The organism is Marinobacter sp. L-80 (genome assembly GCF_056859395.1).
On the sequence record NZ_JBSXOI010000064.1, the window covers coordinates 51924 to 73868 of the forward strand.

A 21945-nucleotide genomic window follows, 5' to 3' on the forward strand; every position below is an offset into this window, starting at 1 on the left:
ATAAGTTTTACTATTTGGTTGGAGGCAGAACAATGGCAGAGTCCCTTCAGGAACAGGACGGCGTTTGTGTCGTCGCGTACCCGCAGGAATACGTGATCGGCCAAGATGTTGATGATTACGTGATCGCTAGCGACCCATCGGGCGGCCTTATCAAGGTTTCAATGCCCTCCACAGCGGTCATGGATGAGCTTCGCTCGAAATATGATGTCGATCATACACCGTCGATTGCACGCTTTGCGGATACCCGCGACAGCAACCCGATGGCATGTCAGCATGCGCCGGACAACGGCCCGGATAATCCCCAGGGGCAGATCCTTTTTCAGCAGAGCTTCCTTGTTGGCTATGAAGACGATATGCCGCACTTCCGGGCTGGCTGGGGCTCAGTCATTTGTAAAAACGCTCAGAACCTGGCGCCAGAATTCGGCCTTGGCTATATGGAGATCGACTACAAGCGTCACATGTTGTCTCCAACTGAGAAGTCAGAGCTGACCCAGCTGGAGCAATCCTATAAGGCGATCAACAGAAAGCTCTTCGCTGCCGGCGATTCCCCTTCCGGCAAGAAGCTTCAAGAAGAATTGAAGACCGTTGCCCGTCGCATTGACGACTTAACAGATCCGGCTTTCCGAGCAGTCATGCTTCATCCGGAAGAAACGGTCAGCATGCCTTTGAGCGGAATCAAGAACATTGAGCGAGCCATGGAGCACGCGGTTGACCGGTATAGCCACCAGGGGCGTCTGGGCGGCTTCATCCTGCGCGTAACAGATGAGGGTGGTCGAATTGTTCCAGGGCTGAGTGGCGAGGGCTATGCCTGGCGCAAAGGCAATGCAACCCAAGAAGCCAAAGAGGTTTCTCAGGGTTACCTCTATGCGATGGACCGTGGCCGTCTGCTGAAGCAGTACCAGGGGCAAGGGTATACCGTTGATATCGTGCCAACACAGCGAATCAGTTGCGGTCCCGGCGGCAACAACACGTACTCACGGCCCGCTCAGATCGACACTCTGCGCAAGATGTACATGGACAAGCGCACAGGGGCTACCCTCGCTTACCCAATGGCACTTCGTCTTGCCACAACTCGCGACTTCCAGAATCACCTTCTGGCCCGAGCCTACCCGGTGGGTCCGGCCATGGGTCACCCGATGCAGGTTGATCCAGAAGGTTCGTTCTCCTACCCACTGAAGTTGGATGGTGCCGACCTCTCGCTGGCGGATCAGTACAAGAACATGCGGACCAACCGTGAGTACTCCACTGACATGGAACTTCTGGTTGAAGGCGAAAGCTACCGCGTACGCGATTCCCGAGGAAGTGAGTTCACGGCCACTTGCGAGGCTATCAACGGCCAGAACCAGCTGGTGGTCAATGGATTTGCACTGCCAGAAGGTTTCGAGTTCTCTCCGCAGTCAGGCCGCTTTGAGAAGAAGCCCGAGCAAGCCCAAACTGCAGAAATGAAAGCGGCGCCATAAAAGGCGCCGCGGTTTCAGTTACAGACCTATCGAGTTACTTGTCGCGCCATCCTTCAGTGAGGGTGAACTCTACCCCACTCTTCTCCTCGTGCTCTTTTGCGAGCTTGCGGAGATCCTTCAGAAAGGCGCGATACTCCTTTCCTTTGCTGGACTTTCTGTGAAACCACAGAACGGTTTCGTTTTTTCCTACTGCACCAAGTACCTCGGTGGAGAACACGGAGCTCTCTCGCATACGCTTGTTCCGACGTGAAAGCCGAAATACGATCAGCGAAAGGCCAATCACCAGGACAGCCAGCACAATGCTCGCGCCGATGATTGCTTCGTCCCGCCCACCTTGCAGCATATCTACCAGCGGATCCGGTGTATCGGCAACGGTGTACGAGGAGGTGTCAGTGCTCGAGACGCTATTGCCTGAAGAAGCCTCTTCAACAGCACGAGCGACTTCCTCCGGGCTTGCCCCGGATTTCTCGGCCGCAATGCGGGCCTTTGAGCGTGCGATCGCTTCTGCGGCTACTTCTTCCCGCTCCTCTTCGGCGATGCGCTCGCTTCGGGGCTGGGGAGGCTCTCGGCCCAGCATCTCTTCGGTTGCTTGAATGAGACTTTTGTCAGACATGGTTCAGTTACCTCGACGGCGAAAAATCAAATCCTACGATTGAGTAGATCTCGCTTGCCACTGCCGCCTTTTTCTTTTCTGATAGACCTTTTTTATTGAACTCAACGCCCAGACACTCAAGGATGATATCCAGGTGCTGTGCGACGTAAGCATGCGTGCTCACAACGGCCTTTGCCGCTTGATTCACGCCCTTTTCGTCCTTTACTTGATTCGACATACGCTGCTCAACAACAGCCTTGATTGAGGCCTGAATGAGCGCCTGAGGGTGATACCAGATCGTGGCCAGCTCTTTTTGAAGCTTTGGGTCTTCCGATACGTTGTTTGCCTTGAAGATTTGGGCAATACCACCGTTTTGGGCCATGTACTCCACAACATCGATGTGGATAGCGCGTTCTTCATCAGCCTTGGTTGTTGGTGACCTCCACCGGATAATCTGCCAGGGCCGCATGGATGTTTTGAAGTGTGCGTTCATGATCTCGATGCTTTTCTGCTGACTATAGCCGTGGTTGTCCGCACCGAACTCCACCCAGCGGCTAATCAGCTTCCGATCCTTGGCCTTGCTGACCGGGGCCGGAAGGTAGTGATCTTTGGTTCTACTTGGCATCCGTAGTGACTCCCTCAAAAAATACACCTATACTGGCAATATTACACCTTGGTTGGTGTACCTTTCAATACCAGAAAATAAAAAGTTCACAGAAAAAAGAAGCGGTTTGCAAATGTAGTAAGGAAGGTTTGGCAGGCTCTGAATCGAGTAGGAGGGGGAGTTACCTCCCCCGTCCTCTCACACCACCGGGCATACGGTTCCGTACCACGGCGGTTCATGGTTGGCTCTGAAGCCGATTCATCGTATCCAGCAAGCTTACCAGAGACAGACCGTTGAACACCCTTTTGGGCAGCGCCGCATTCATGTGAGAGGCGCCACTGTTCCACCAGGGTCCGCGGCCATTCGTGGCACCCATCCAGGCCCTCGGCTCTGGCAGACCCAACCGCATTAGACAGCGTACCCGCGTGCGGGGTCGTTTCCATTGCTGCCACAAGATCAAGCGGAGCCGTCGGCGTATCCAGCCATCCAGCGCTTCCATCGGGCGCTTCGAGGCCGTCAGGCGATAATAATTCGCCCAGCCCCGCAGTACCGGGTTCAGGTTTCGGATGGTCATTGGAAGCGACTGCCCTCGGGATCGTTTCAGCAATGGTCGCAGCTTGGTCATAAAAGCCTTCAGGCTCTTCGGTGCAACCCTCAACCTTACCTGTCGCTTGTGCCAGCTCACGCTGTACCCCAGAAAGCTCCGACGCCAAGGGCGGTCGACGGCGCTTTTCGCCGTGTTCACCTTCAAGCGCAGGCGCGTTTCCAGGAACTGGGTCATGCTGGCCATGACCCGTTCTCCGGCCCTTTTGCTGCTCACGTAGATGTTGCAATCGTCCGCGTAGCGGCAGAACCTGTGCCCCCGGCGCTCCAACTCCCGGTCCAGCTCGGTCAGGAGCACGTTGGAGAGCAAGGGTGAGAGAGGGCCGCCTTGCGGCGTCCCTTCCCGTCTCGGGCTGACCAGCCCACCTTCGAGCATGCCGGCTTGCAGATAGCGTCGGACCAGGATGAGTATCCGTCGGTCGGTGATGCGACGGGCCAGCAGGCCCATCAGCACATCGTGGTTGAGCCGGTCAAAGAACTGGGCCAGATCCAGATCGACCACCCAGCGGTGGCCATCACTGATGTGTCGCTGCATCGCCTTGACCGCCTGATGGGCGCTTCGCCCGGGGCGGAACCCGTAGCTGTGGTCCGAGAAGGTCGGCTCCAGCATCGGGCTCAACACCTGATGAAGCGCTTGCTGGATCAGGCGATCCTGTACCGTCGGAATACCCAGCACCCGTTCGCCGCCTTGCGGCTTGGGAATACTGACCCTGCGTACCGGCTGAGGGTAGTAGTCTCCGGCCAACAGCCGCTCGCGCAGCGTTGGCCAATGCTGTTGCAGGTGGCCCTTCAGGGCAGTAACCGGCATCTGATCGACGCCAGCGGCACCCTTGTTGGACACCACCCGCTGATACGCACGCATCAGGTTCGGGCGCTCAAGCACCTGTTCCATCAGCGTGTTCGGCTCCGCGTTCGTCCACAAATGAGCCCCCGCGTCTGCCTCGACACGGGCTCCAGTCTCTGCCGGATACCGTCCGACGCCTCCCTGAATGCCCTGACCCATCCGGGTCGCTTCTGTCTTCATAAGCACATCACGAGAACTCATCGCCTAATAGCGGCCAACCATGTTCGGCCCTTCAGTACGCGGTAACGCACCTACTATGACCTCTGCTGAGTTCTGACTCCCCATCCCCACCTCTCACGAGGTGAGTAGCACCGTGGCAGAGAGCCAGACTTCCCAGGGTAAGACGCGTGATCTTCACACTTATGCCCGCCGCATTTACGTCCACACCTTCTGTGCAAGTACAGGGCTTCGACGATCGTTGCCGTCTCACCCGGTGTGACCGCCTCCTATGCGATTCCTGTTCGTCAGGCCAGTGCTTTGCCTGCGGCTTCCTTCAGATTCCACCTCGCGGTGGACACCCTTGCCGTCCAGCTAGTGGTTCCCCTTGCCGGGCCCACAGGGGACTTACACCCCCAAGTCATCCGGTCAGCACCACCTGGACCGGAACAGCGCCGTCAAGGCGCTACGCGCCATGCCTGGCGCACAACAAAAAAGCCGGGGCTGAGCCCCGGCTTTCAACGCTTACATTGGCTGCTCTATCGATGATTGACCATGATGAGCTTCAGATCTTCTCTCACCTCAATATCGATTTCCGGCCACTGCTGTTGAGCGATGACTTCCAGATATTTGACGTCTTCCTTGAAATCTTCACCGAAAAATTCAGTGATGTTGTTAAAGTAGTAGTGCTCCCGATTGAGCTTTGGAGACCACAGCATGCGGTATCCGCGGTCGGCCGACATAATGAAAAGGATATCGGCAAGATAGTTGGGCAGTGACATGTAAGGCTTACCAACGTATTGCTCCGCCTCAGTCTGGCCAAGTATGGCTGGCTGCTCACCGTCATAGACGTAGTAGGTATACGCTGCCAGGCGCTTCACATTGTAGCCGGCCTGGGACAGTGCGTAATTGATGGCATCGTCCTGATAGCGCTCGCCCTTGAAGCTGATCGGCTTGTTGATGTTCAGTCCCGGCTCATAGAAAAACGTATCGTTCTCGTGCTTGATCCGCTGAAGGAAGGCGGCCAAGGGTACGTAGTCCTCGTTTACCGAGATGATTTGTTTCTTACCCTCGGGGTGGTAATAAAGCTCCTGCTCAGGGTTTGTCTGAGCGGCAGCAAGACCCGTTACCAGGCTGAGTGTTACGGCGGTCAGTAGTTTAATCATTTTGGTCCCAGCTTCGCTGAATAGTCGAGATTGGATTCTTCGTTGCGCTCGATCTTCACTTCCTTGTTTCTGAGATGCGCAAAAGGGTCTGCCTTCTGCTGGCGCTCCAGGTCGAAGGACCGGTTGTTGGCCAGCTCGAAGGCACTTCGAGGTTGATTCATTTCCGCATTGCACTGCGTCGTCTTCTGCAGTGTCGTAACTGCTTTTTTTCCAAGCATCTGACTGGACACATCGTTTAATCCGTTAATCAAGGTCTGAGCTGTGTCACGCAGAAGCTGTTGAGGAGCGGAGTTCCCACGGAAAGCATCTTGGGCCCGGGGATCTGAAAACACCCCACGACTGTTATCCATGAAGTTTTTAACGAATCGACCGGCTTGATTTTCATCGAGTTGAGAAAGGCTGGCGGTCATTCGGGCGGTATCTGCAACGAGTGCTTTCAGAGGGGCATCCGGATCGTCGACCAGATCGACCTCACTCAAGGCACGGGACTGCTCTTTCAGATCCGAAACAGCTTGAGATTTATTCCATTCATCGCTGTAGGTTGAGAGCTCATGGCTGAATTCATGGAGCGCCACGGTGACTGCCTCCATTTTCTGAACCGGCGCCCCGGTGAGCTGTTCACCCATGGACAATTTAATAGCTTCTGGATTCGCTTCGAGGCGATCGAGAAGCATTTGCCGGATTTCCCACTGCTCCTGTGACGGTCGCATTAATACTCGCCTCTGTCTGCCAGTCGGGTGTCTCGCCCATTCAACTTCAACTGCATCTGCTGAAGTGTCCGATACTTGTTCATGATGTGCTCTTGGTAAATTGTCCCAAGGTGCTCTGTCTTGCTGTGATACCAAGCAACACCTTTCCAGATGTTGCCGTCGTTCTCGTTGATCTTATTCCGCAAGTGCCAGCCGGCAACCGCTGTGTTTAGGCATGGGTCATACATAACCTGGTGCATGGTAATGCCGAACACTTCCAGGTCGGGGCCATGGACATTATTAATCTGGAAAGGACCATGATCCCATGTGCCATCGGTGTTGGGGTTCTTTTTGCCAACATCTCCACGTTCATGCTCACGGATGGCTCGAAGTAGCAAAGGGTCGATCTTGTAGGCCTCGGCAACTTCTATAATGCATTGATTGATAACTTGTTCTTGATGTGGGTTTTCGTTGTAAATGACTGGCAGATCAAACATCGGTAAGCCCTAATCACCTTGCTTTTTCGGCAATTTTAAGTTATTATTTACCGTAAGACAACATTGATTAAGAAACTCGATAAACTTCTTACACAGGTGACTTGTGACCCAATTCAACCCCGAGCAAAAACAGGCAGTAGAGGCTCCCTTCGGGCCTTTGGCCGTCGTTGCTGGGCCAGGATCAGGCAAGACAAAAGTGATCATTGGCCGTGCCGCCCGCCTTATTGGCTCAGAGGGGGTTCCGGGTTATAGCATTCTGCTGGTTACCTTCACGAACATGGCCGCATCAGAGATGAAGAAGCGGCTGGTCAAAGAGGTTGGCCCGAATGCAGAGGGGGTTGCCTGTGGGACCATGCACAGCCAGATCCTCAAGCATGTGCTGAAAGAGTTTCCGGACTGTCCGCCAATGCAGCGTCGTGGCTTGAGTGGTGAGTGGGCCATTCTGAACCCAGATGATCGCTCTGCCCTTCTGAAAAGAATCCAGCCAGAGCTGCCTTCAGATGTTCTGAGCTTCATGGATGAGAATTCTGTCTCTGTTGAAGAGTTGGGTAGCGTAGTCAGTCTGTCCAAGAACTGGGGGTACGGCCGTGAGCAGTTGGAAAAAGGCCTCAAGCCCAACCATCCCAAGTTTGAGCTTTACTCGTGTGCGTTGAAGCTTTGGGAGCTGTACGACCGTGAGCTGCGCAGTCATCGCGTTATCGACTTCGATGACATCCTGACCATTGGTGCAGAAGCAGTGACCGAGTGCGACTGGATCCGGAAGTCTCTTGCTAACCGGTTCCAGCATATCTTTGTGGACGAGTTCCAGGACACCAACGCCATCCAGTTCCGCTTCCTGAAAGCGGTGGCTGCTGAGCACGGCAATCTGTATGTGGTTGGCGATCCCAAGCAGTCCATTTACCTGTTCCGCGGCTCCATGCCTTCGATCTTTGACCAGTTCTTCAATGCCTTCCAGGCATCGACCATTGTGAATCTCAACAAAAACTACCGCTCTCAACCCCATATTGTGAGGTTGGCTAATCGACTGACCGGCACTATGCCTGATCGTATCGCTCATGACCGTGATCTTGAGGCGATGCGTGAGGATCCTTTGGCCCATGAGTTCAAGGATGAGGACTACTACTGCCAGTATGCCAACGACTACGAGGAAGCCAACGCGATCGTTGAGAAGGTGCTCCAGTACAAGGAGGACGGGTACGGCTACGGGGATATGGCTATCCTCTATCGCAAGAACGCATCCAAGCGGGCCCTTGAGCAAGTGTTCATGGCAAACAACATCCCGGTTGTTGTGGCTAACGATAAAGCGATGCTCGAGCGCAAAGATGTTCGGGATCTCCTCGCCTTCCTGCGAGCCGCCTGGCAGCCCTGGGACAAATTGGCCTATCGGCGTCTGGTGAAGAATTACTCCCTGGGGGTGACCGAATCCACTTTTGAGGCCGCCCTGGCGGATGCTGGCGGTGAGGTGGTTGATGCTGTCGACAAGCTGATCTCTAAAGGCGGAGTGCATGCAGAGAAACTTCGTAGCTTGATCGATCAGCTCACCCTGCTCCGCAAGCATGCCTATGAATCCAAAGGCGATGACGTAAAAGCCGTCATTGATCATCTGTGCGAGCACTACATCACGGCCGACTACCGCGAAGATAATGACCGGCTCGCGCAGTCAGAGGAACGACTGGGCGTAGTAGCTGCGGAAGTCGCACGCATGATTTCTGGTGAGATGGATTCCCGTGACATCCTTGAGCGCTTTGCTCTGATGGAAACGGCACATCGAAGCAAGAGCGACGAGGCCGTTCAGTTGATGACCATTCATGGCTCCAAGGGCCTCGAGTTTCCAATCGTCTTTTGTGTTGGCGTTGATGACGAGGCAATGCCAGGGGGCAACGTGGATCGTGAGGAAGACCTTAACGAGGAGCGCCGAATCCTGTTTGTCGCCATGACCCGGGCCAAGGACTACTTGCACCTGTCATCGGCTCGGCGCCGGCGCCAGGGCAGTCAGATCATCAATACAGATCCGTGCCGGTTCCTGTTTGATGTGAATCTTGTGACGTCCACATCCCGTCTGGACAGCGGTTTGACGGAAAACCCGGCATTCTCCAGGCTGCCGCCTATCAAGATCCAGAATCCGGATGCGGCACCCAAGCAGCGCCCCGGAAAAGGCAAGATTGACCCGGATGCCCTCGAGGCGATGCAGCGAGACCCGAACTTCAACAAGATGGTTCGCAAGTTCAATGCGACGGTTATGATGTGCATGCCAAATAAAGGCGGCCAACCACCAACGCGACGAGGCATTCAGTCATGACTCTGAGAGCAATGGTGGCCGCGCTTGCGGTTCTTTTCGCAGGGACCCAGCAATCACTCGCCAACGAGGATATTCAATCAGCGGCGAATGCTTTGAAATCCGGCAACTATAGCCAGGCCCTTACCTTGGCCCGGCCGTTGGCTGATAACGGCAATGCTGACGCGCAGCTCTTGATGGGGGTCATGTATATTCGGGGCCTTGGTGTCAGCAAAGACGCATCCAAAGCTTACGACATGTACCTCAAAGCAGCTGAGCAAGGCCAGGCGGCTGCCATGCATAATCTCGCCAGCATGCACTACCGAGGCGAAGGAATCCCGATCAATTTCAACGAAGCCCGTGAGTGGAACAGGAAAGCAGCTGAGACCGGACTGACGATTGCCCAGCACGATTACGCCGCAATGCTTGAATCGGGCGTCGGCGGTAGTCGTGATATCAATGGCGCCCTTCGGTTTTATCAGATGGCCGCCCGGGGTGGGTACACGAACGCCTCGTTCAAGCTGGGGCGCATGCTGGCGGACCAGAACCCTCAGGCATCCATGCGATTCCTGTGTCAGGCCGCCTCGAAAAATCACAATGGAGCCAAACAAATGCTTGGCCCCAGAATCCGAAATTGCCGGCGTTAAGCCGTACCCGAGAGGTAAATATGACCAGTTCAGCGAACTTACCCACCAACAGCCCTGAGCAAGCCTGGTTCACCGGCTTATTCTCGGTCGACATGTCCGGAACCCCGGTAGCGATGCGACTTTATTTGTATCCGGGTGCTGGTGGTTCTCAATTCCCCGCGGATATGCGGATGACTTCAGGAGATGGGGATATGGCCGAAACCGTTTTCGAGGGCTTGTGCACCATCGAAAACGACGAGCTTCGTTTTTATGAGAAGTCCAATGTGGATATGCCGGGCAACCCGCCTTCTATCTGCACTCTGGCTGCACGTAGAGCGACTGAGGATCAGTTCATTGGTGGCCCGGAAACACATTCAGGCCTTTTTGAACCTGAACTCGCTCTGAAAATTGCCCAGCTTCGGAAAACCGTCAACTCTGGGAACGGCTCTAAAGCTGCGGCATTACAGCTCAACTCCTTAGTACAGCGAGGAACCCCGGTCACCATTCAAATTGAGCAGAATGACTCGAAAGAATCCATGCTTCACTAACGTTCGGCTATTGTTTTGCAAGGAGATTGAAGTGCTTCAGAAACTAAACCGGTACCAAAGAGCCGGTGTTATGAGCATTATCGCGACCCTTCTAGGGCTGTTCACTTTGGCAGCACTTCCTGGCGAATCTGGTGAAGTGATCGGCTCTCTGTTTCTAATCATTGCCACTAGTTGCGCGTGGTTTTTCTGTAAGGGCCGATTCGGTTCAGCGGAAGGTAAAGAATGGGTTGAGCAAAATTTCTAAGGCGAAATGACACTCGGACACTGAATGATTAATCGGAGCCTCTATTGGCGAAAGTGAATCTACATATCACACTCAACGGTGAGCCCTCACTTCAGCAAGCGAGATGTGAGCGCATTCTGAAGCGCTTTAAAAATGATTCACCTGAGAGATTCGTGACTGAACATCACATACTGATACGGTGCGTCGGAATAGATGGGAACAGAGCTGAAAAGCTGTTAAACCTTGTGACGATAGCTAGCGATCTTTCGGAAGAGGATGCGGTCAATCTTTATAATTGCTGACATTGGATGGTTGTGGGCAGCCGAAACACCGGGCTCAAATGGGCTGCTCGCGGAACAACTGCCTCCCCAGTTCTGTTGATACCCAGGAACCGGTACCGTCAACACACGTAAAACCTTTCTTCTCCAGGGCCTTGAGCGTCCTGAGACTACAGGTCACCCCCTGACGATGCGCACCACCGTTAATAGTGAAAACCTCACCATGGCTGGGCTGGGCGCTCCATTTGTTGGCTAGCCACTTCATCACTTCACGCTGTTTAGCAGATATGTCGGCCAAAATGCTCACCCCTTGTACTCACAAGCTGTTGCATGGTCGTACATTTTATCAAATACGATGTCGTCGAGTTTCTGCAGAGGAAACGTGCTTTCATGCAGAATTTCATCTTTTAGAAAGCGATTAAAGCTAAGGGTTAAGTGCTTGCTGTCCATCAGCTCAGTCAGGAAGACATTGAGCGCCGGCGCAGATCGGGAAGTGGGTTTGCGCTGAAACCACATTTTTGTCACCAGTCGATCAATTGGCCAATCAGACCAGGAAGCATCCATATATTCCGAATCATAAAACTTCCGGCCACCATCGAAGGAATGTTTACGCACGATCATTCCTTCTTTGTAAAGGTCGACCAGGCCCGATGTGTTTAGAAATTTGTCGGTGCCTTCGTTTTCACCTTTTGGTAGATAATGAGTGACCATCCACAATGCTTTGTTGGAACTATTGCACTGCACTGTGATCACCAGCTCCTCACCGCTTTTGCGTTTAAACTTGGCGATATGAGATGCCGGTGAATACCATTCACCATAGGGACTGGACGCTGTAACCGGAAGAGGTAAGACGATTGCGAATGCTGCGAAAAGAGATAGAAAAATACGGCTCAGGCTCATTATTGGAATGCCTCAAGTCTGGTGGTTTGTTTTGTTGCTGCAGTGAAAGGATTGCGCAGGGGCCTTCTATTAGGTTCCACTGCATCATTCATCGAAAAACTTCGATTTTGGCCTCAGGTATTCCTCAATCGTGGGTTTTTCGGCCGTAGGCAGATCTGACGTTGAGACCAACTTATCGCCGTTGGCATCGCCCTTACCCACTTTTTTGCGACCCTTTTTCTTCGCTCGTTTGGACCCGGCTCTCTTGGTGGGGTGTCCCGCCCGAGCATAACCAGTTCGTTCCTTGTCGTCTTCCTCCAGCTCGGAATACGGGGCAGCAGATCCGGGGCCCTGGTTGATCGCAGGGAACGGCGTAATCGGCCCTTCACCCTCTTCTGCCTGATCCTGATCTTTCCCTGACCTTTTCACTGACAACTTTTCCCGGAAATTCAGAGATTGGTTCCGGGTGGCGACGTACCAGTTCGACAAAATGGACGCCACGGCGCCAACCGTCACAATCAGACCCGAAAACCAGTGCGGTGGCAGGAAGAAGAATACGATGACAAAAAAAGCCGTTGATAGGGCGACCCGTGTCAGGGGAACTCGAAGGACGCCCGCGAGAATGACCAGGTTAAATAAGATGGCGACAATCGCGGAGCAAAAGAAGACCAGCTCAATCATCAGATCAGTCCATACAGGAATGCCATTGTCACGACTGGCAGAATCAACATCAGGCTTAACAAGGGGGTGATGGCCCGAATAGCGGTCTTTTCATCTTCATAGGCCCGGGTAACACGCCCAATGACATTGGCAAAGGCAAAACCGATCAAACCGATGAAGATGAGGATGCCGAACTTCATCAGCGCCTCTGTTTCACCGGAGATAACCATGCCAGCAAAGACGCCAGCCATGACGCTCAAGGCGATCACAGCGAGATATGTCGGGATTACTTTTTTGAGTTGAAACTTCACGGTTACCTCCTCAGATCATGCCGAAATGATAACATTACTTTCATTTCTGGACAAGTTGCAAGGGAGGCTAAAGACGCTTAGATCACGTTAAAGACCTTCGAACCCGAGCTGGTTTTCACTATCGCCAGCAACGCCTTTCTGGGATTTCTGTGCGGCTTGTTTCTGCTTTTCAGTGGACGGCATTGGAGAGGGTTTGGGAGGAGCGACGGCACTTTCTCGGACGCCACTTCCTGCTGCAAAGGCGTTGTATTGCTCCACGGTTTTGAGAATCGCCTGGCCACCCTGGTCATCGGAGACGAAACTGATGTCGATATCCGGGAACGAAATCCGCACTCCAGGCGGTACCGGGGAGGACTGAGCGGTCACAGGCGGTGCAAGTTCATGGGTTTCTTCGTCTAAGACCAGTTGCAGGTGATCGGTGTTATCCGGACCCCAGGCAATACGTCCAATTGGTGATCCGTCGACAAGGAATCGACACCCGCTACCATGCCATTGCTTCATATTGGACTAGCGGGGGCATTTGAACAGAAACTTACGGTTTCACCCTCGCGGATCCTCCTCAAACCGTAAATTCCTGCGCAATCTTCCCCCTGCCCATTTACGGCCGTGGGTTGAGATCGAGCGGATACTTCATTAAATCCAGATAATCCCAGTTATTGCGGCATACCCAATTCATCACAGTCCCCGGTGGATCCGGGTTCTTGGTAAAGGTCTTCACTGCGCTTTCATACTGTTCTAAAGAACAACTGTCCTCACCAAATTGTTCCTGGTTGGTGCGTAGTCCCGCTAGGTCATGGGCCTCAAATTGGGAGCGAAAGGCTGTAACGGTTTGATCCGGATTGATGGCGAAGAAAAAGTAATCCTGGGTATCCAGCATGGTTTCAATCACCGCCTGGATGATTGGATTACCGGCTGGCACCAAGCCGTGATATGTGGCATGGCCATAGAATTCAAACCCAAAGTGAAGCACCTTGTACTGGCTTGTTCCAAGCACTGAATGGCCGAAGTTCATACCTTGCATTGTTACCTGGTTCGGAATTGGTTTCTCTGGCCTTACCGCAATAAAACCGCACTTTTCTTTCCGGTCCTCCACATAACCCAATGCGAAACAAGGCGCTTGCGCGGCCATAAGATCACGGATCAACAATTGATTGACCGTAAGGCGTGGAAGGTAGTTGTGGACTTCGCCCATCTATTTCGTTTCCTCATGTTTGATAAAGTAGGTACCGTTAGGCAATACATGCTTGTACGGCAGTAGGGAAATATGAGCCAGCAGGTTGTCATCCACTGTCTCACCCTGATTTCTGAGTTCATCGACGATGTTGCTGATCCTGGAGGTGTTCCAGTACAGAATGGCGTTGGATACCAGGCTTAAAGCACTTGCCTTATTCATGATCTCCAGGTAATCACCGGTAGTGAATTCACCTTGGTTGGCAAAGAAGATCCAGCGCGGCAGATTGTGCCGGTATTCCCCTTTGTTGAGCTGGAGCTGAACCGTGCGGCGCAAATCCTTGTCCGTAATGTAGCGCAGGATGTATTCAGTTTTGATGATCCTGCCCAGGTTGGTGAAGGCTTTCGCCAGACGGTCAGAGGGAAAGCTGTTGGTCAGCCGCTCCACGATCACATGTGCCGGTGCCGTGCGTTCCTTTAGCGACGTGGCAACATGAATCATTTCATCCCATTGCTCCTCAACAATATCCAGATCCGCCGTCTTGTTCAGTAAAGGCGTGAATATGCCGTAATTGACGTTACGCTCCACCCGGTAGAGCTGTTGATCCTTGAGGTCGCGGATCCGGGGCATGAAGTAGTACCCCAGCAAATAGCACAAGGCGAAGATAATTTCGGTGTAGCCGTGGGTATCGGTGGTGTGCTCCCTGATCTTCAGAATGGTATTGTTTTCCAGTATTCCATCGAGGACATACAGGGCTTCCCTGGGATTACAGGAAATGGCCTTGGTGCTGTATACCGAGTATTGATCGGACACATGGGTGTAGATGCCGATCGCTTTCTCATAGTAGCCGTAGTATCGGGGATAGTACGCCGCCAACAGGCTATCAGCCCGGATCCGGAAGCGCTGCGCATCCGATGATGACACCTGGCCGGATCCGTGCACCTCACTAAACGGCAATTGGTGATGCTGGTTCACAATTTCGGCGCTGGCCGCCGTAATGGTTTCCTCGCGCACGTAGAACTGCAAGACGTGGCGCAGCATATCCACTGAGACATCATCAACGCTTGCACTCATGGCCACGACACCGAGATTGGTGGCCTGGGAAATCAGGGCCGAAATCAGCGTTTTATAGAAATTCTTGGGCCTGGAGTGATGTTGCTGCACCGGGATAAAGTGCCGGGTGAAATTGGTTTCCCTGTCCACCTCCATCAGCAATTCTTCAATGCGAATCGTGGGCATACTGGCATCGATGACCTTCTGGAGTTTCTTCACCGCCTCAGGGATTTCTGCCTTGTCATCGCGCTTCAGTTTAAGGTTGCCATCCTTGATGTCGGCAAAGGTGTCCAGGCCGAAACGCTTGTCCGCTTCCCCCACACTTTGGTGGAATTGCAGAATCAATTGCGCTTTCACCTGGTCTTTGAACGGTTGCTGTAGGTCTTCATAAGCGGCTTCGCGGGTGTCCTCCCAGCGGTGCTGATTCAGCATCAGATCCCAGAAAGACACGTGCTGTTTGCTTTTGGGTACAAACAGATCCCCGGAGCGCAAGGCCTCCTTCATGGCCATAGCCACGCCCAGTTCCCAGGCGTTGCGCTGGATCTTGCCGTTTTTGCCTTTCAAGCAGCGCCGCAGCTCCTTGGGAATGAAATACGTGGGCACGTCATCAGGCAGGTTTTTCAATTCACCGGAATCAAGTTGGCGAATCAGTTGTATGGAGTTCAGAAGGGGTTCGGTACCGGGTTTGGCTTGGAACGGCAGAAGTAGGAATTCCGGGAAATACTTGCGTAAACTGGGATAGCGAGCCAGCAGCAAATCACCATAGCCGCGCTCTTCCAGGCGCTTGAAGATATGTAAATCATCCACGGACTCCAGCAGTTTCTTTTCATCAATGCGTTGCCACAGATCCACCTTGTTCAACGGCCTGTCATCCGGCCAATCCAGAATCAGGTGGGTTGCATCCAGCACCGTATCAATGGCTTTCTTCTGGCGCTTGCGAAATTCGCGGTGCTTTTTCTCGTGAACCTGCTTGCCTTTGCGCAGCATGTCCAGGATGTACTGGTCGTGCATCTTCACCAAATGATCCAGCAGTACCTTGCGCGTTTCCAGCAAGAAACACAGCATCAGTGAATAGCGCTTGTTATCCTTGAACCGTTTGATGTCCTTGGCGTTATAGCGACGTGCCAGTTTGTAGAGGTAATCCATAAAGGCCGGATCCACGATTCGGGATTCAATGGCATCGATGCCAGTACCATCGAGAGACCAGTAACGCTCCAGGTAGCTTTGAATCGACGATATGGTGGCCGAGGGCGGATATTCTTTCAGAAGGTAGAACAGCGATCGCTGATCACCTGGCACAGCGATCAATAGCTCATCGATGGCCTGTCGGATTTCCACTGATAGTTGCCGGTAAAGCGACTCAAACAATCGCTCATGCACCTCGGAGCAAACGCTGATAATCAAGCGTTCCATAACACTTGGCCCCGGCAGGATCACCTTGGCGGCCAGCAGATATTGCTCTGCGCGTAGAAACAGCTCATCCGGTAAGAAGCCTTGCTCCGCCTGTTTGGAGAGCCACTTTTCAAGGCTAGCTTGGGCGGTGTCGTCGTATTTGGAAAAGCCCAGATAAGTCAGGATGTTTTTGCGTTGCTCGGAAAAGGTGGCATCCCGCTCCGGGGTGTTGATGGTCAACGATGGCGGCAATTCGAGTTGGCTGTTCAGGTAACTCACAATGCGTGGCGATAGGTCGTTGACCTCCACCAAGAAACGGCCATACAAGCGCACGGCACAAAGCTGAATGGCGATGAATAAGCGAGAGTTGGTGCGGTAGCGATTAACTTCTTTCTTGTCGGCTTCCGACAGCGTCCAGTCCCTGGCCATTTCCTCATCGGAGAAGTCCTGCGGCAATGTCACTGGCTGGTAACGCTGCCGTTGGGTCAGGAACTTCTCTTTGGCAGTCATGAAGAAAATCCTAGACTAATTCTTGAAGGCGATATTCCAAACCCCTTCAAAACGCTTTCTCAACAAGGGTTCCGGGACGTGAGGTGTAAAAGGTGCGTACTTTTTCACGGCCTCGTAAATCTGCTCTTTCTCCTTACCCTTGATCTCCTTTAACAGGCGTACCGCATCCTGAATATCCTTGTCATGACGTGAGGCATGAACCTTGTGGGCCAGGAGCTCTTCCCAGCTCGCAGCTTTTAAGATCAGGAAGGGATGCTGAAAAATAATAACATTGGAGGTAGTTTCCAGGCCGAAAAAACTCACGCTGTCATTGAACCACAGGGATTTTTCATCTGCGGCCAAGCCCATTTCATCACCAACTTGCTTGATCAATTTAATCAACAACTGCTTGTTGGCCGGGTTCGCCGGGAAAATTGCATCGACATCCTGAGTCATGGCCCGTGAGTGAAAATACATCAGACTGATGATGCCCCCACAACAAGTCAGTTCCAACCGCTTATTTTCTTTCTGGAGCAAGTCACCTAAACGTTTAAGCGCTTTGGTTAAAGTCTGAATGCTGATTTGTTTGCCGGTACTGGAATACTGGTACATGTAAAATCCTTATACAAAGAACATGAAGTCGCGCGGTGCAAAAATATTGCGCTTGCTGAAAATGGGCGATACCAAGTCACCCTCGTAAAAATCCCGATATTCTTCCGGAATAACAGAAAATTCTTTTTGTACTGCCGGAATCCGCTGACACCAATCAGGCGCTTGCGCAGGATGAGATTTCGGTGGCTCCGACCAAACCTCGGCCATGCGTTCCAAAAAGCAGGCCTTCAACGCATATTTCAGGGCATCCTTTTCGTGGGGATCCGGCACCTGGGCTAAATCCCACTCCTTCCGCCAGAAGAGCTGCACATCATCCATAAACGCCACAGTGTCATGTTGAATGGCAGATTCACACATGCGATCCAGAATGCCACCAGGTGTTAGAACATCCCGTTTCGGAAGTGCATCTACCTCCAGGGAAACATTCAGGCCCAGCTTGAGCGCCATGTTGACCAGCGCGTCCACGCGAAATTCTCTGGCCTTACCATTAAACAAGGCACTCACCCGTGGCTGGGAAATGCCAAGCCGCTCAGCGGCTTCAATTTGGGTCAAATGGTTTTGAACCAGGGTGTCGCGCACGGCGCGAGCCAGGGTTGCCCGGATTTTCAGATTTTCTACCTGGATGGCTTCATCATTTACGGCCTGCATTGCAGTACCTCCTGCATGTGCTCAATGCCAATTTCACGCATGATACCACAAGAAATATAAACTATACATTTACTTTAATACTTTAAAGGTAAATAAAACCCTCGTTTTATTAACTGATTAGCGCAGGCCTTGAAAGATGTCATTTTCAGAAGACGACTGCACCAATTGACGGGGCGTAACGCCAGATGTGCAGGCGACTCCTGACAACGCAATATCAGAAGTCATCTGCACCAATCTCGACTATGCTCAATACTCGTGTGCACCAAAGCGAGGTGTGAGCATGGCGTCAGACACATCATTGATTGCCGAGCAAGGCGTGGCCACCCTGCCCGATGCGGCTTGGGCGCAGGCCCGGCAACGGGCGGAAATCATCGGGCCGCTGGCAGCGCTTGATGTGGTCGGGCATGAAGCCGCCGATGCCGCTGCTCACGCGCTTGGCCTGTCCAGGCGGCAGGTGTATGTCCTAATCCGCCGTGCCCGGCAAGGTGCTGGGCTTGTGACGGACCTGGCTCGCAGCCGATCCGGCGGCGGAAAAGGCAAGGGACGCTTGCCGGAATCAGTTGAGCGCATCATCCGCGAGTTGCTGCAAAAGCGCTTCCTGACCAAGCAGAAGCGTAGCCTGGCAGCGTTCCACCGCGAGGTCGCGCAGGCTTGCAAAGCGCAAAAGCTGCGGGCGCCGGCGCGCAACACCGTGGCTCTGCGGATCGCCGGCCTCGATCCGCTCAAGGCCACTCGCCGCCGGGAAGGTCAGGATGCGTCCCGCAGCCTGCAAGGTGTCGGTGGTGAGCCTCCCGCCGTGACCGCGCCACTGGAACAAGTGCAGATTGATCACACGGTCATCGACCTGATCGTGGTGGACGAGCGCGACCGGCAACCGATTGGCCGTCCGTATCTGACCATCGCCATCGACGTGTTTACCCGCTGCGTGCTCGGCATGGTCGTCACGCTGGAAGCGCCGTCATCTGTTTCGGTCGGCCTGTGCCTTGTGCATGTCGCCTGCGACAAGCGTCCCTGGCTGGAGGGTCTGAACATAGAAATGGAGTGGCCGATGAGCGGCAAGCCCAGGCTGCTCTACCTGGACAACGCGGCCGAGTTCAAGAGCGAAGCGCTACGCCGAGGCTGCGAGCAGCATGGCATCCGGCTTGACTATCGCCCGCTCGGGCAGCCGCACTACGGCGGCATCGTGGAACGGATCATCGGCACGGCGATGCAGATGATCCACGACGAATTGCCAGGGACGACCTTCTCCAACCCTGACCAGCGCGGCGACTACGATTCCGAAAACAAGGCCGCCCTGACGCTGCGTGAGCTGGAGCGCTGGCTCACATTGGCGGTCGGCACCTACCACGGCTCCGTGCACAACGGCCTGCTCCAGCCGCCGGCAGCGCGCTGGGCCGAAGCTATCGCGCGGACCGGCGTGCCAACCGTCATCACTCGCACCACGGCTTTTCTGGTCGATTTTCTGCCCATCATCCGCCGCACGCTGACCCGCACCGGCTTCGTCATCGACCACATCCATTACTACGCCGATGCGCTCAAGCCGTGGATAGCTCGGCGCGACCGCTTGCCTGCGTTCCTGATCCGGCGCGACCCGCGCGACATCAGCCGCATTTGGGTGCTGGAGCCGGAGGGGCAGCACTATCTGGAAATTCCATACCGCACCTTGTCGCACCCGGCTGTCACCCTCTGGGAACAACGACAGGCGCTGGCGAAATTGCGGCAGCAAGGGCGCGAACAGGTGGATGAGTCGGCGCTGTTTCGCATGATCGGCCAGATGCGCGAAATCGTGTCCACCGCGCAGAAAGCTACGCGCAAGGCGCGGCGCGACGCGGATCGACGCCAGCATCTCAAGGCAACGGCAGTTCTTTTCAAAACCACGCCACCACCGGACGCGGACATGGCTGACCCGCAGGCAGACAACCAGCCACCTGCCAAACCGTTCGACCAGATTGAGGAGTGGTAGCCGTGGAAGAATATCCCATCATCGACTTGTCCCACCTGATGCCGGTGGCCCAGGGCTTGGCCCGTCTTCCGGCGGACGAACGCATCCATCGCCTTCGCGCTGACCGCTGGATCGGCTATCCGCGAGCAGTCGAGGCGCTGAATCGGCTGGAAGCCCTGTATGCGTGGCCGAACAAACAACGCATGCCCAACCTGCTGTTGGTCGGTCCAACCAACAACGGCAAGTCGATGATCGTCGAGAAATTCCGCCGCACCCACCCGGCCAGCTCCGACGCCGACCAGGAGCACATTCCGGTACTGGTCGTGCAGATGCCATCCGAACCGTCGGTAATCCGCTTCTACGTCGCGCTACTTGCCGCGATGGGCGCGCCATTGCGCCCGCGCCCACGGCTGCCGGAAATGGAGCAATTGGCGCTGGCACTGCTACGCAAGGTCGGCGTGCGCATGCTGGTGATCGACGAATTGCACAACGTCCTGGCCGGCAACAGCGTCAACCGCCGGGAATTCCTCAACCTGCTGCGTTTCCTCGGCAACGAGCTGCGCATCCCGCTGGTCGGGGTCGGCACACGCGATGCCTACTTGGCGATCCGCTCGGACGACCAGTTGGAAAACCGCTTCGAGCCGATGATGCTGCCGGTGTGGGAGGCCAACGACGATTGCTGCTCACTGCTGGCCAGCTTCGCGGCTTCGCTCCCGCTGCGGCGACCCTCGTCGATTGCCACGCTGGATATGGCCCGCTACCTGCTCACGCGCAGCGAGGGCACCATCGGCGAGCTGGCGCACCTGTTGATGGCGGCGGCCGTCGCTGCCGTGGAGAGCGGTGAGGAAGCGATCAACCATCGTACGCTCAGCATGGCCGATTACACCGGTCCCAGCGAGCGGCGGCGGCAATTCGAGCGGGAACTGATGTGAAGCCAGCGCCACACTGGCCACTGCATCCGGCTCCCAGGGAAGGCGAAGCCTTGTCTTCGTGGCTCAACCGCGTGGCCCTTTGCTATCACATGGAGGTGTCCGAGCTGCTGGAGCACGATCTTGGTCACGGCCAGGTTGATGACCTGGACACCGCGCCACCACTGGCGCTGCTGGCGATGCTCTCCCAGCGGAGCGGCATCGAGCCGGACCGGCTGCGTTGCATGAGTTTCGCCGGCTGGGTGCCTTGGCTACTGGACAGCCTTGATGATCAGATTCCAGATGCATTGGAAACCTATGCGTTCCAGCTCTCGGTGCTGCTGCCGAAACTCCGCCGTAGGACGCGATCCATCACGAGCTGGCGTGCCTGGCTGCCCAGCCAGCCGATACATCGCGCCTGCCCGCTCTGTCTGAACGATCCGGAGAACCAAGCCGTACTGCTCGCGTGGAAGCTGCCCCTGATGCTGAGCTGCCCACTGCATGGCTGCTGGCTGGAATCCTATTGGGGCGTGCCAGGGCGGTTTCTCGGCTGGGAGAACGCCGACGCCGAACCGCGCACTGCCAGCGACGCGATTGCGGCGATGGACCAGCGTACCTGGCAGGCACTGACGACCGGCCACGTGGAGTTGCCGCGCCGACGCATCCACGCCGGATTGTGGTTTAGGCTGCTACGCACGCTGCTCGATGAGCTGAACACCCCGCTTTCGACGTGCGGCACCTACGCGGGGTATCTCCGCCAAATCTGGGAATGCTGCGGGCATCCGCTGCGTGCTGGGCAAAGTCTGTGGCGACCGTATGAAACCCTGAACCCGGCAGTACGGTTGCAGATGCTGGAGGCGGCGGCAACGGCAATCAGCTTGATTGAGGTGAGGGATATAAGCCCGCCAGGCGAGCACGCAAAGCTATTCTGGTCCGAGCCCCAAACCGGGTTCACCAGTGGCCTGCCGGCGAAAGCGCCGAAGCCCGAACCCGTCGATCACTGGCAGCGTGCAATCCAGGCCATTGATGAGGCCATCATTGAAGCACGACACAACCCCGAGACGGCACGCTCGCTGTTCGCGTTGGCTTCCTATGGTCGGCGCGACCCCGCTTCCTTGGAACAGTTGCGCGCCACCTTCGCGAAGGAAGGCATCCCCCCGGAATTTCTGTCACATTATGAGCCTAGGAGTCTGCGCGGCAGAAGCTACATTCTGGCACAATAGATCAAAATTCTTCAGCAACAGGATGACTGATGGGAACCACTTTCCGCCCGTATTCGCCTGGCCAGGAACTGCTTCTTCCCCCGAGCCTGAACGAGT

Annotated in this window: 23 protein-coding genes; 8 read left to right on the forward strand and 15 right to left on the reverse strand. The window is 54.8% G+C overall.

Going from position 1 to position 21945, the window contains the following annotated elements:
- Positions 1-32: 32 nt before the first annotated feature.
- The gene (locus AC13E3_RS10210; RefSeq protein WP_482902017.1) at positions 33-1460 is read left to right on the forward strand and encodes a hypothetical protein; all 1428 of its coding nucleotides are present in this window, start codon (positions 33-35) and stop codon (positions 1458-1460) included.
- Positions 1461-1494: 34 nt separating this feature from the next.
- On the opposite strand, the gene AC13E3_RS10215 is transcribed toward AC13E3_RS10210, so the two are convergent.
- The 6 genes from AC13E3_RS10215 to AC13E3_RS10240 all read right to left on the reverse strand — a co-directional run bounded on the left by AC13E3_RS10215 (position 1495) and on the right by AC13E3_RS10240 (position 6611).
- Positions 1495-2073, reverse strand: a complete 579-nt coding sequence (locus tag AC13E3_RS10215; RefSeq protein WP_482902018.1) for a hypothetical protein — start codon at positions 2071-2073, stop codon at positions 1495-1497.
- Positions 2074-2080: 7 nt separating this feature from the next.
- Positions 2081-2677, reverse strand: a complete 597-nt coding sequence (locus AC13E3_RS10220) for a hypothetical protein (protein WP_482902019.1) — start codon at positions 2675-2677, stop codon at positions 2081-2083.
- Positions 2678-2891: 214 nt separating this feature from the next.
- On the reverse strand, positions 2892-4283 hold the full coding sequence (ltrA, locus tag AC13E3_RS10225; protein ID WP_482902020.1) for a group II intron reverse transcriptase/maturase: 1392 nt from the start codon (positions 4281-4283) through the stop codon (positions 2892-2894).
- Between the two features lie 515 nt (positions 4284-4798).
- The gene (locus tag AC13E3_RS10230) at positions 4799-5425 is read right to left on the reverse strand and encodes a hypothetical protein (RefSeq protein WP_136631010.1); all 627 of its coding nucleotides are present in this window, start codon (positions 5423-5425) and stop codon (positions 4799-4801) included.
- A complete protein-coding gene (locus tag AC13E3_RS10235) occupies positions 5422-6135 on the reverse strand; it encodes a hypothetical protein (RefSeq protein WP_482902021.1) in 714 nt (237 codons plus the stop codon). The genes AC13E3_RS10230 and AC13E3_RS10235 overlap by 4 nt, the downstream gene beginning before the upstream one ends.
- Complete coding sequence (locus AC13E3_RS10240; protein WP_136631012.1) at positions 6135-6611, reverse strand: lytic transglycosylase domain-containing protein; 477 nt, start codon at positions 6609-6611, stop codon at positions 6135-6137. Before AC13E3_RS10240 ends, AC13E3_RS10235 begins: the two co-directional genes overlap by 1 nt.
- A gap of 103 nt (positions 6612-6714) precedes the next feature.
- Between AC13E3_RS10240 and AC13E3_RS10245 the strand changes: the two genes are divergently transcribed.
- The 4 genes from AC13E3_RS10245 (at position 6715) to AC13E3_RS10260 (ending at position 10304) form a co-directional block, all read left to right on the forward strand.
- On the forward strand, positions 6715-8910 hold the full coding sequence (locus AC13E3_RS10245; protein WP_482902022.1) for an ATP-dependent helicase: 2196 nt from the start codon (positions 6715-6717) through the stop codon (positions 8908-8910).
- Positions 8907-9533 carry a tetratricopeptide repeat protein gene (locus AC13E3_RS10250; protein WP_136630742.1) on the forward strand — a complete coding sequence of 209 codons (627 nt, stop codon included), beginning with the start codon at positions 8907-8909 and terminating at the stop codon, positions 9531-9533. The genes AC13E3_RS10245 and AC13E3_RS10250 overlap by 4 nt, the downstream gene beginning before the upstream one ends.
- A gap of 20 nt (positions 9534-9553) precedes the next feature.
- Positions 9554-10060, forward strand: coding sequence for a hypothetical protein (locus AC13E3_RS10255; RefSeq protein WP_482902023.1), 507 nt, complete (start codon positions 9554-9556; stop codon positions 10058-10060).
- 70 nt (positions 10061-10130) lie between these two features.
- Positions 10131-10304 carry a hypothetical protein gene (locus AC13E3_RS10260; RefSeq protein ID WP_482902024.1) on the forward strand — a complete coding sequence of 58 codons (174 nt, stop codon included), beginning with the start codon at positions 10131-10133 and terminating at the stop codon, positions 10302-10304.
- Between the two features lie 315 nt (positions 10305-10619).
- Here the strand turns inward: AC13E3_RS10260 and AC13E3_RS10265 are convergent, their stop codons facing one another.
- From AC13E3_RS10265 to AC13E3_RS10305, 9 genes are all read right to left on the reverse strand, one after another.
- On the reverse strand, positions 10620-10859 hold the full coding sequence (locus AC13E3_RS10265) for a hypothetical protein (RefSeq protein WP_482902025.1): 240 nt from the start codon (positions 10857-10859) through the stop codon (positions 10620-10622).
- A gap of 5 nt (positions 10860-10864) precedes the next feature.
- The gene (locus AC13E3_RS10270) at positions 10865-11461 is read right to left on the reverse strand and encodes a hypothetical protein (protein WP_482902026.1); all 597 of its coding nucleotides are present in this window, start codon (positions 11459-11461) and stop codon (positions 10865-10867) included.
- An 84-nt stretch (positions 11462-11545) separates the two neighbouring features.
- Positions 11546-12121, reverse strand: coding sequence for a hypothetical protein (locus tag AC13E3_RS10275; protein WP_482902027.1), 576 nt, complete (start codon positions 12119-12121; stop codon positions 11546-11548).
- Positions 12121-12411 carry a hypothetical protein gene (locus AC13E3_RS10280; protein WP_482902028.1) on the reverse strand — a complete coding sequence of 97 codons (291 nt, stop codon included), beginning with the start codon at positions 12409-12411 and terminating at the stop codon, positions 12121-12123. Before AC13E3_RS10280 ends, AC13E3_RS10275 begins: the two co-directional genes overlap by 1 nt.
- Positions 12412-12498: 87 nt before the next feature.
- A complete protein-coding gene (locus tag AC13E3_RS10285) occupies positions 12499-12744 on the reverse strand; it encodes a hypothetical protein (protein ID WP_482902029.1) in 246 nt (81 codons plus the stop codon).
- Positions 12745-13009: 265 nt separating this feature from the next.
- Positions 13010-13603, reverse strand: a complete 594-nt coding sequence (locus tag AC13E3_RS10290) for a hypothetical protein (protein WP_405417538.1) — start codon at positions 13601-13603, stop codon at positions 13010-13012.
- Positions 13604-16537 carry a Tn3 family transposase gene (locus tag AC13E3_RS10295; RefSeq protein WP_405417541.1) on the reverse strand — a complete coding sequence of 978 codons (2934 nt, stop codon included), beginning with the start codon at positions 16535-16537 and terminating at the stop codon, positions 13604-13606.
- Positions 16538-16552: 15 nt separating this feature from the next.
- The gene (locus AC13E3_RS10300; protein WP_405417544.1) at positions 16553-17128 is read right to left on the reverse strand and encodes a hypothetical protein; all 576 of its coding nucleotides are present in this window, start codon (positions 17126-17128) and stop codon (positions 16553-16555) included.
- Between the two features lie 9 nt (positions 17129-17137).
- Entirely contained in the window at positions 17138-17776 is a 639-nt protein-coding gene (locus AC13E3_RS10305; protein WP_405417546.1) for a helix-turn-helix domain-containing protein, read from the reverse strand.
- Positions 17777-18056: 280 nt separating this feature from the next.
- Here AC13E3_RS10305 and AC13E3_RS10310 point away from each other — a divergent pair, with 280 nt between their 5' ends.
- The 3 genes from AC13E3_RS10310 to AC13E3_RS10320 are packed head-to-tail and all read left to right on the forward strand — an operon-like array spanning position 18057 to position 21849.
- Positions 18057-19739 (forward strand): Mu transposase C-terminal domain-containing protein, encoded by a 1683-nt coding sequence (locus tag AC13E3_RS10310; RefSeq protein WP_010791757.1) that lies wholly within the window; start codon positions 18057-18059, stop codon positions 19737-19739.
- Between the two features lie 2 nt (positions 19740-19741).
- Positions 19742-20650: a TniB family NTP-binding protein gene (locus tag AC13E3_RS10315; RefSeq protein ID WP_000393453.1), complete on the forward strand. Its 909-nt coding sequence runs from the start codon at positions 19742-19744 to the stop codon at positions 20648-20650.
- A gap of 20 nt (positions 20651-20670) precedes the next feature.
- Positions 20671-21849: a TniQ family protein gene (locus AC13E3_RS10320; protein WP_482902030.1), complete on the forward strand. Its 1179-nt coding sequence runs from the start codon at positions 20671-20673 to the stop codon at positions 21847-21849.
- Positions 21850-21945: the final 96 nt, after the last annotated feature.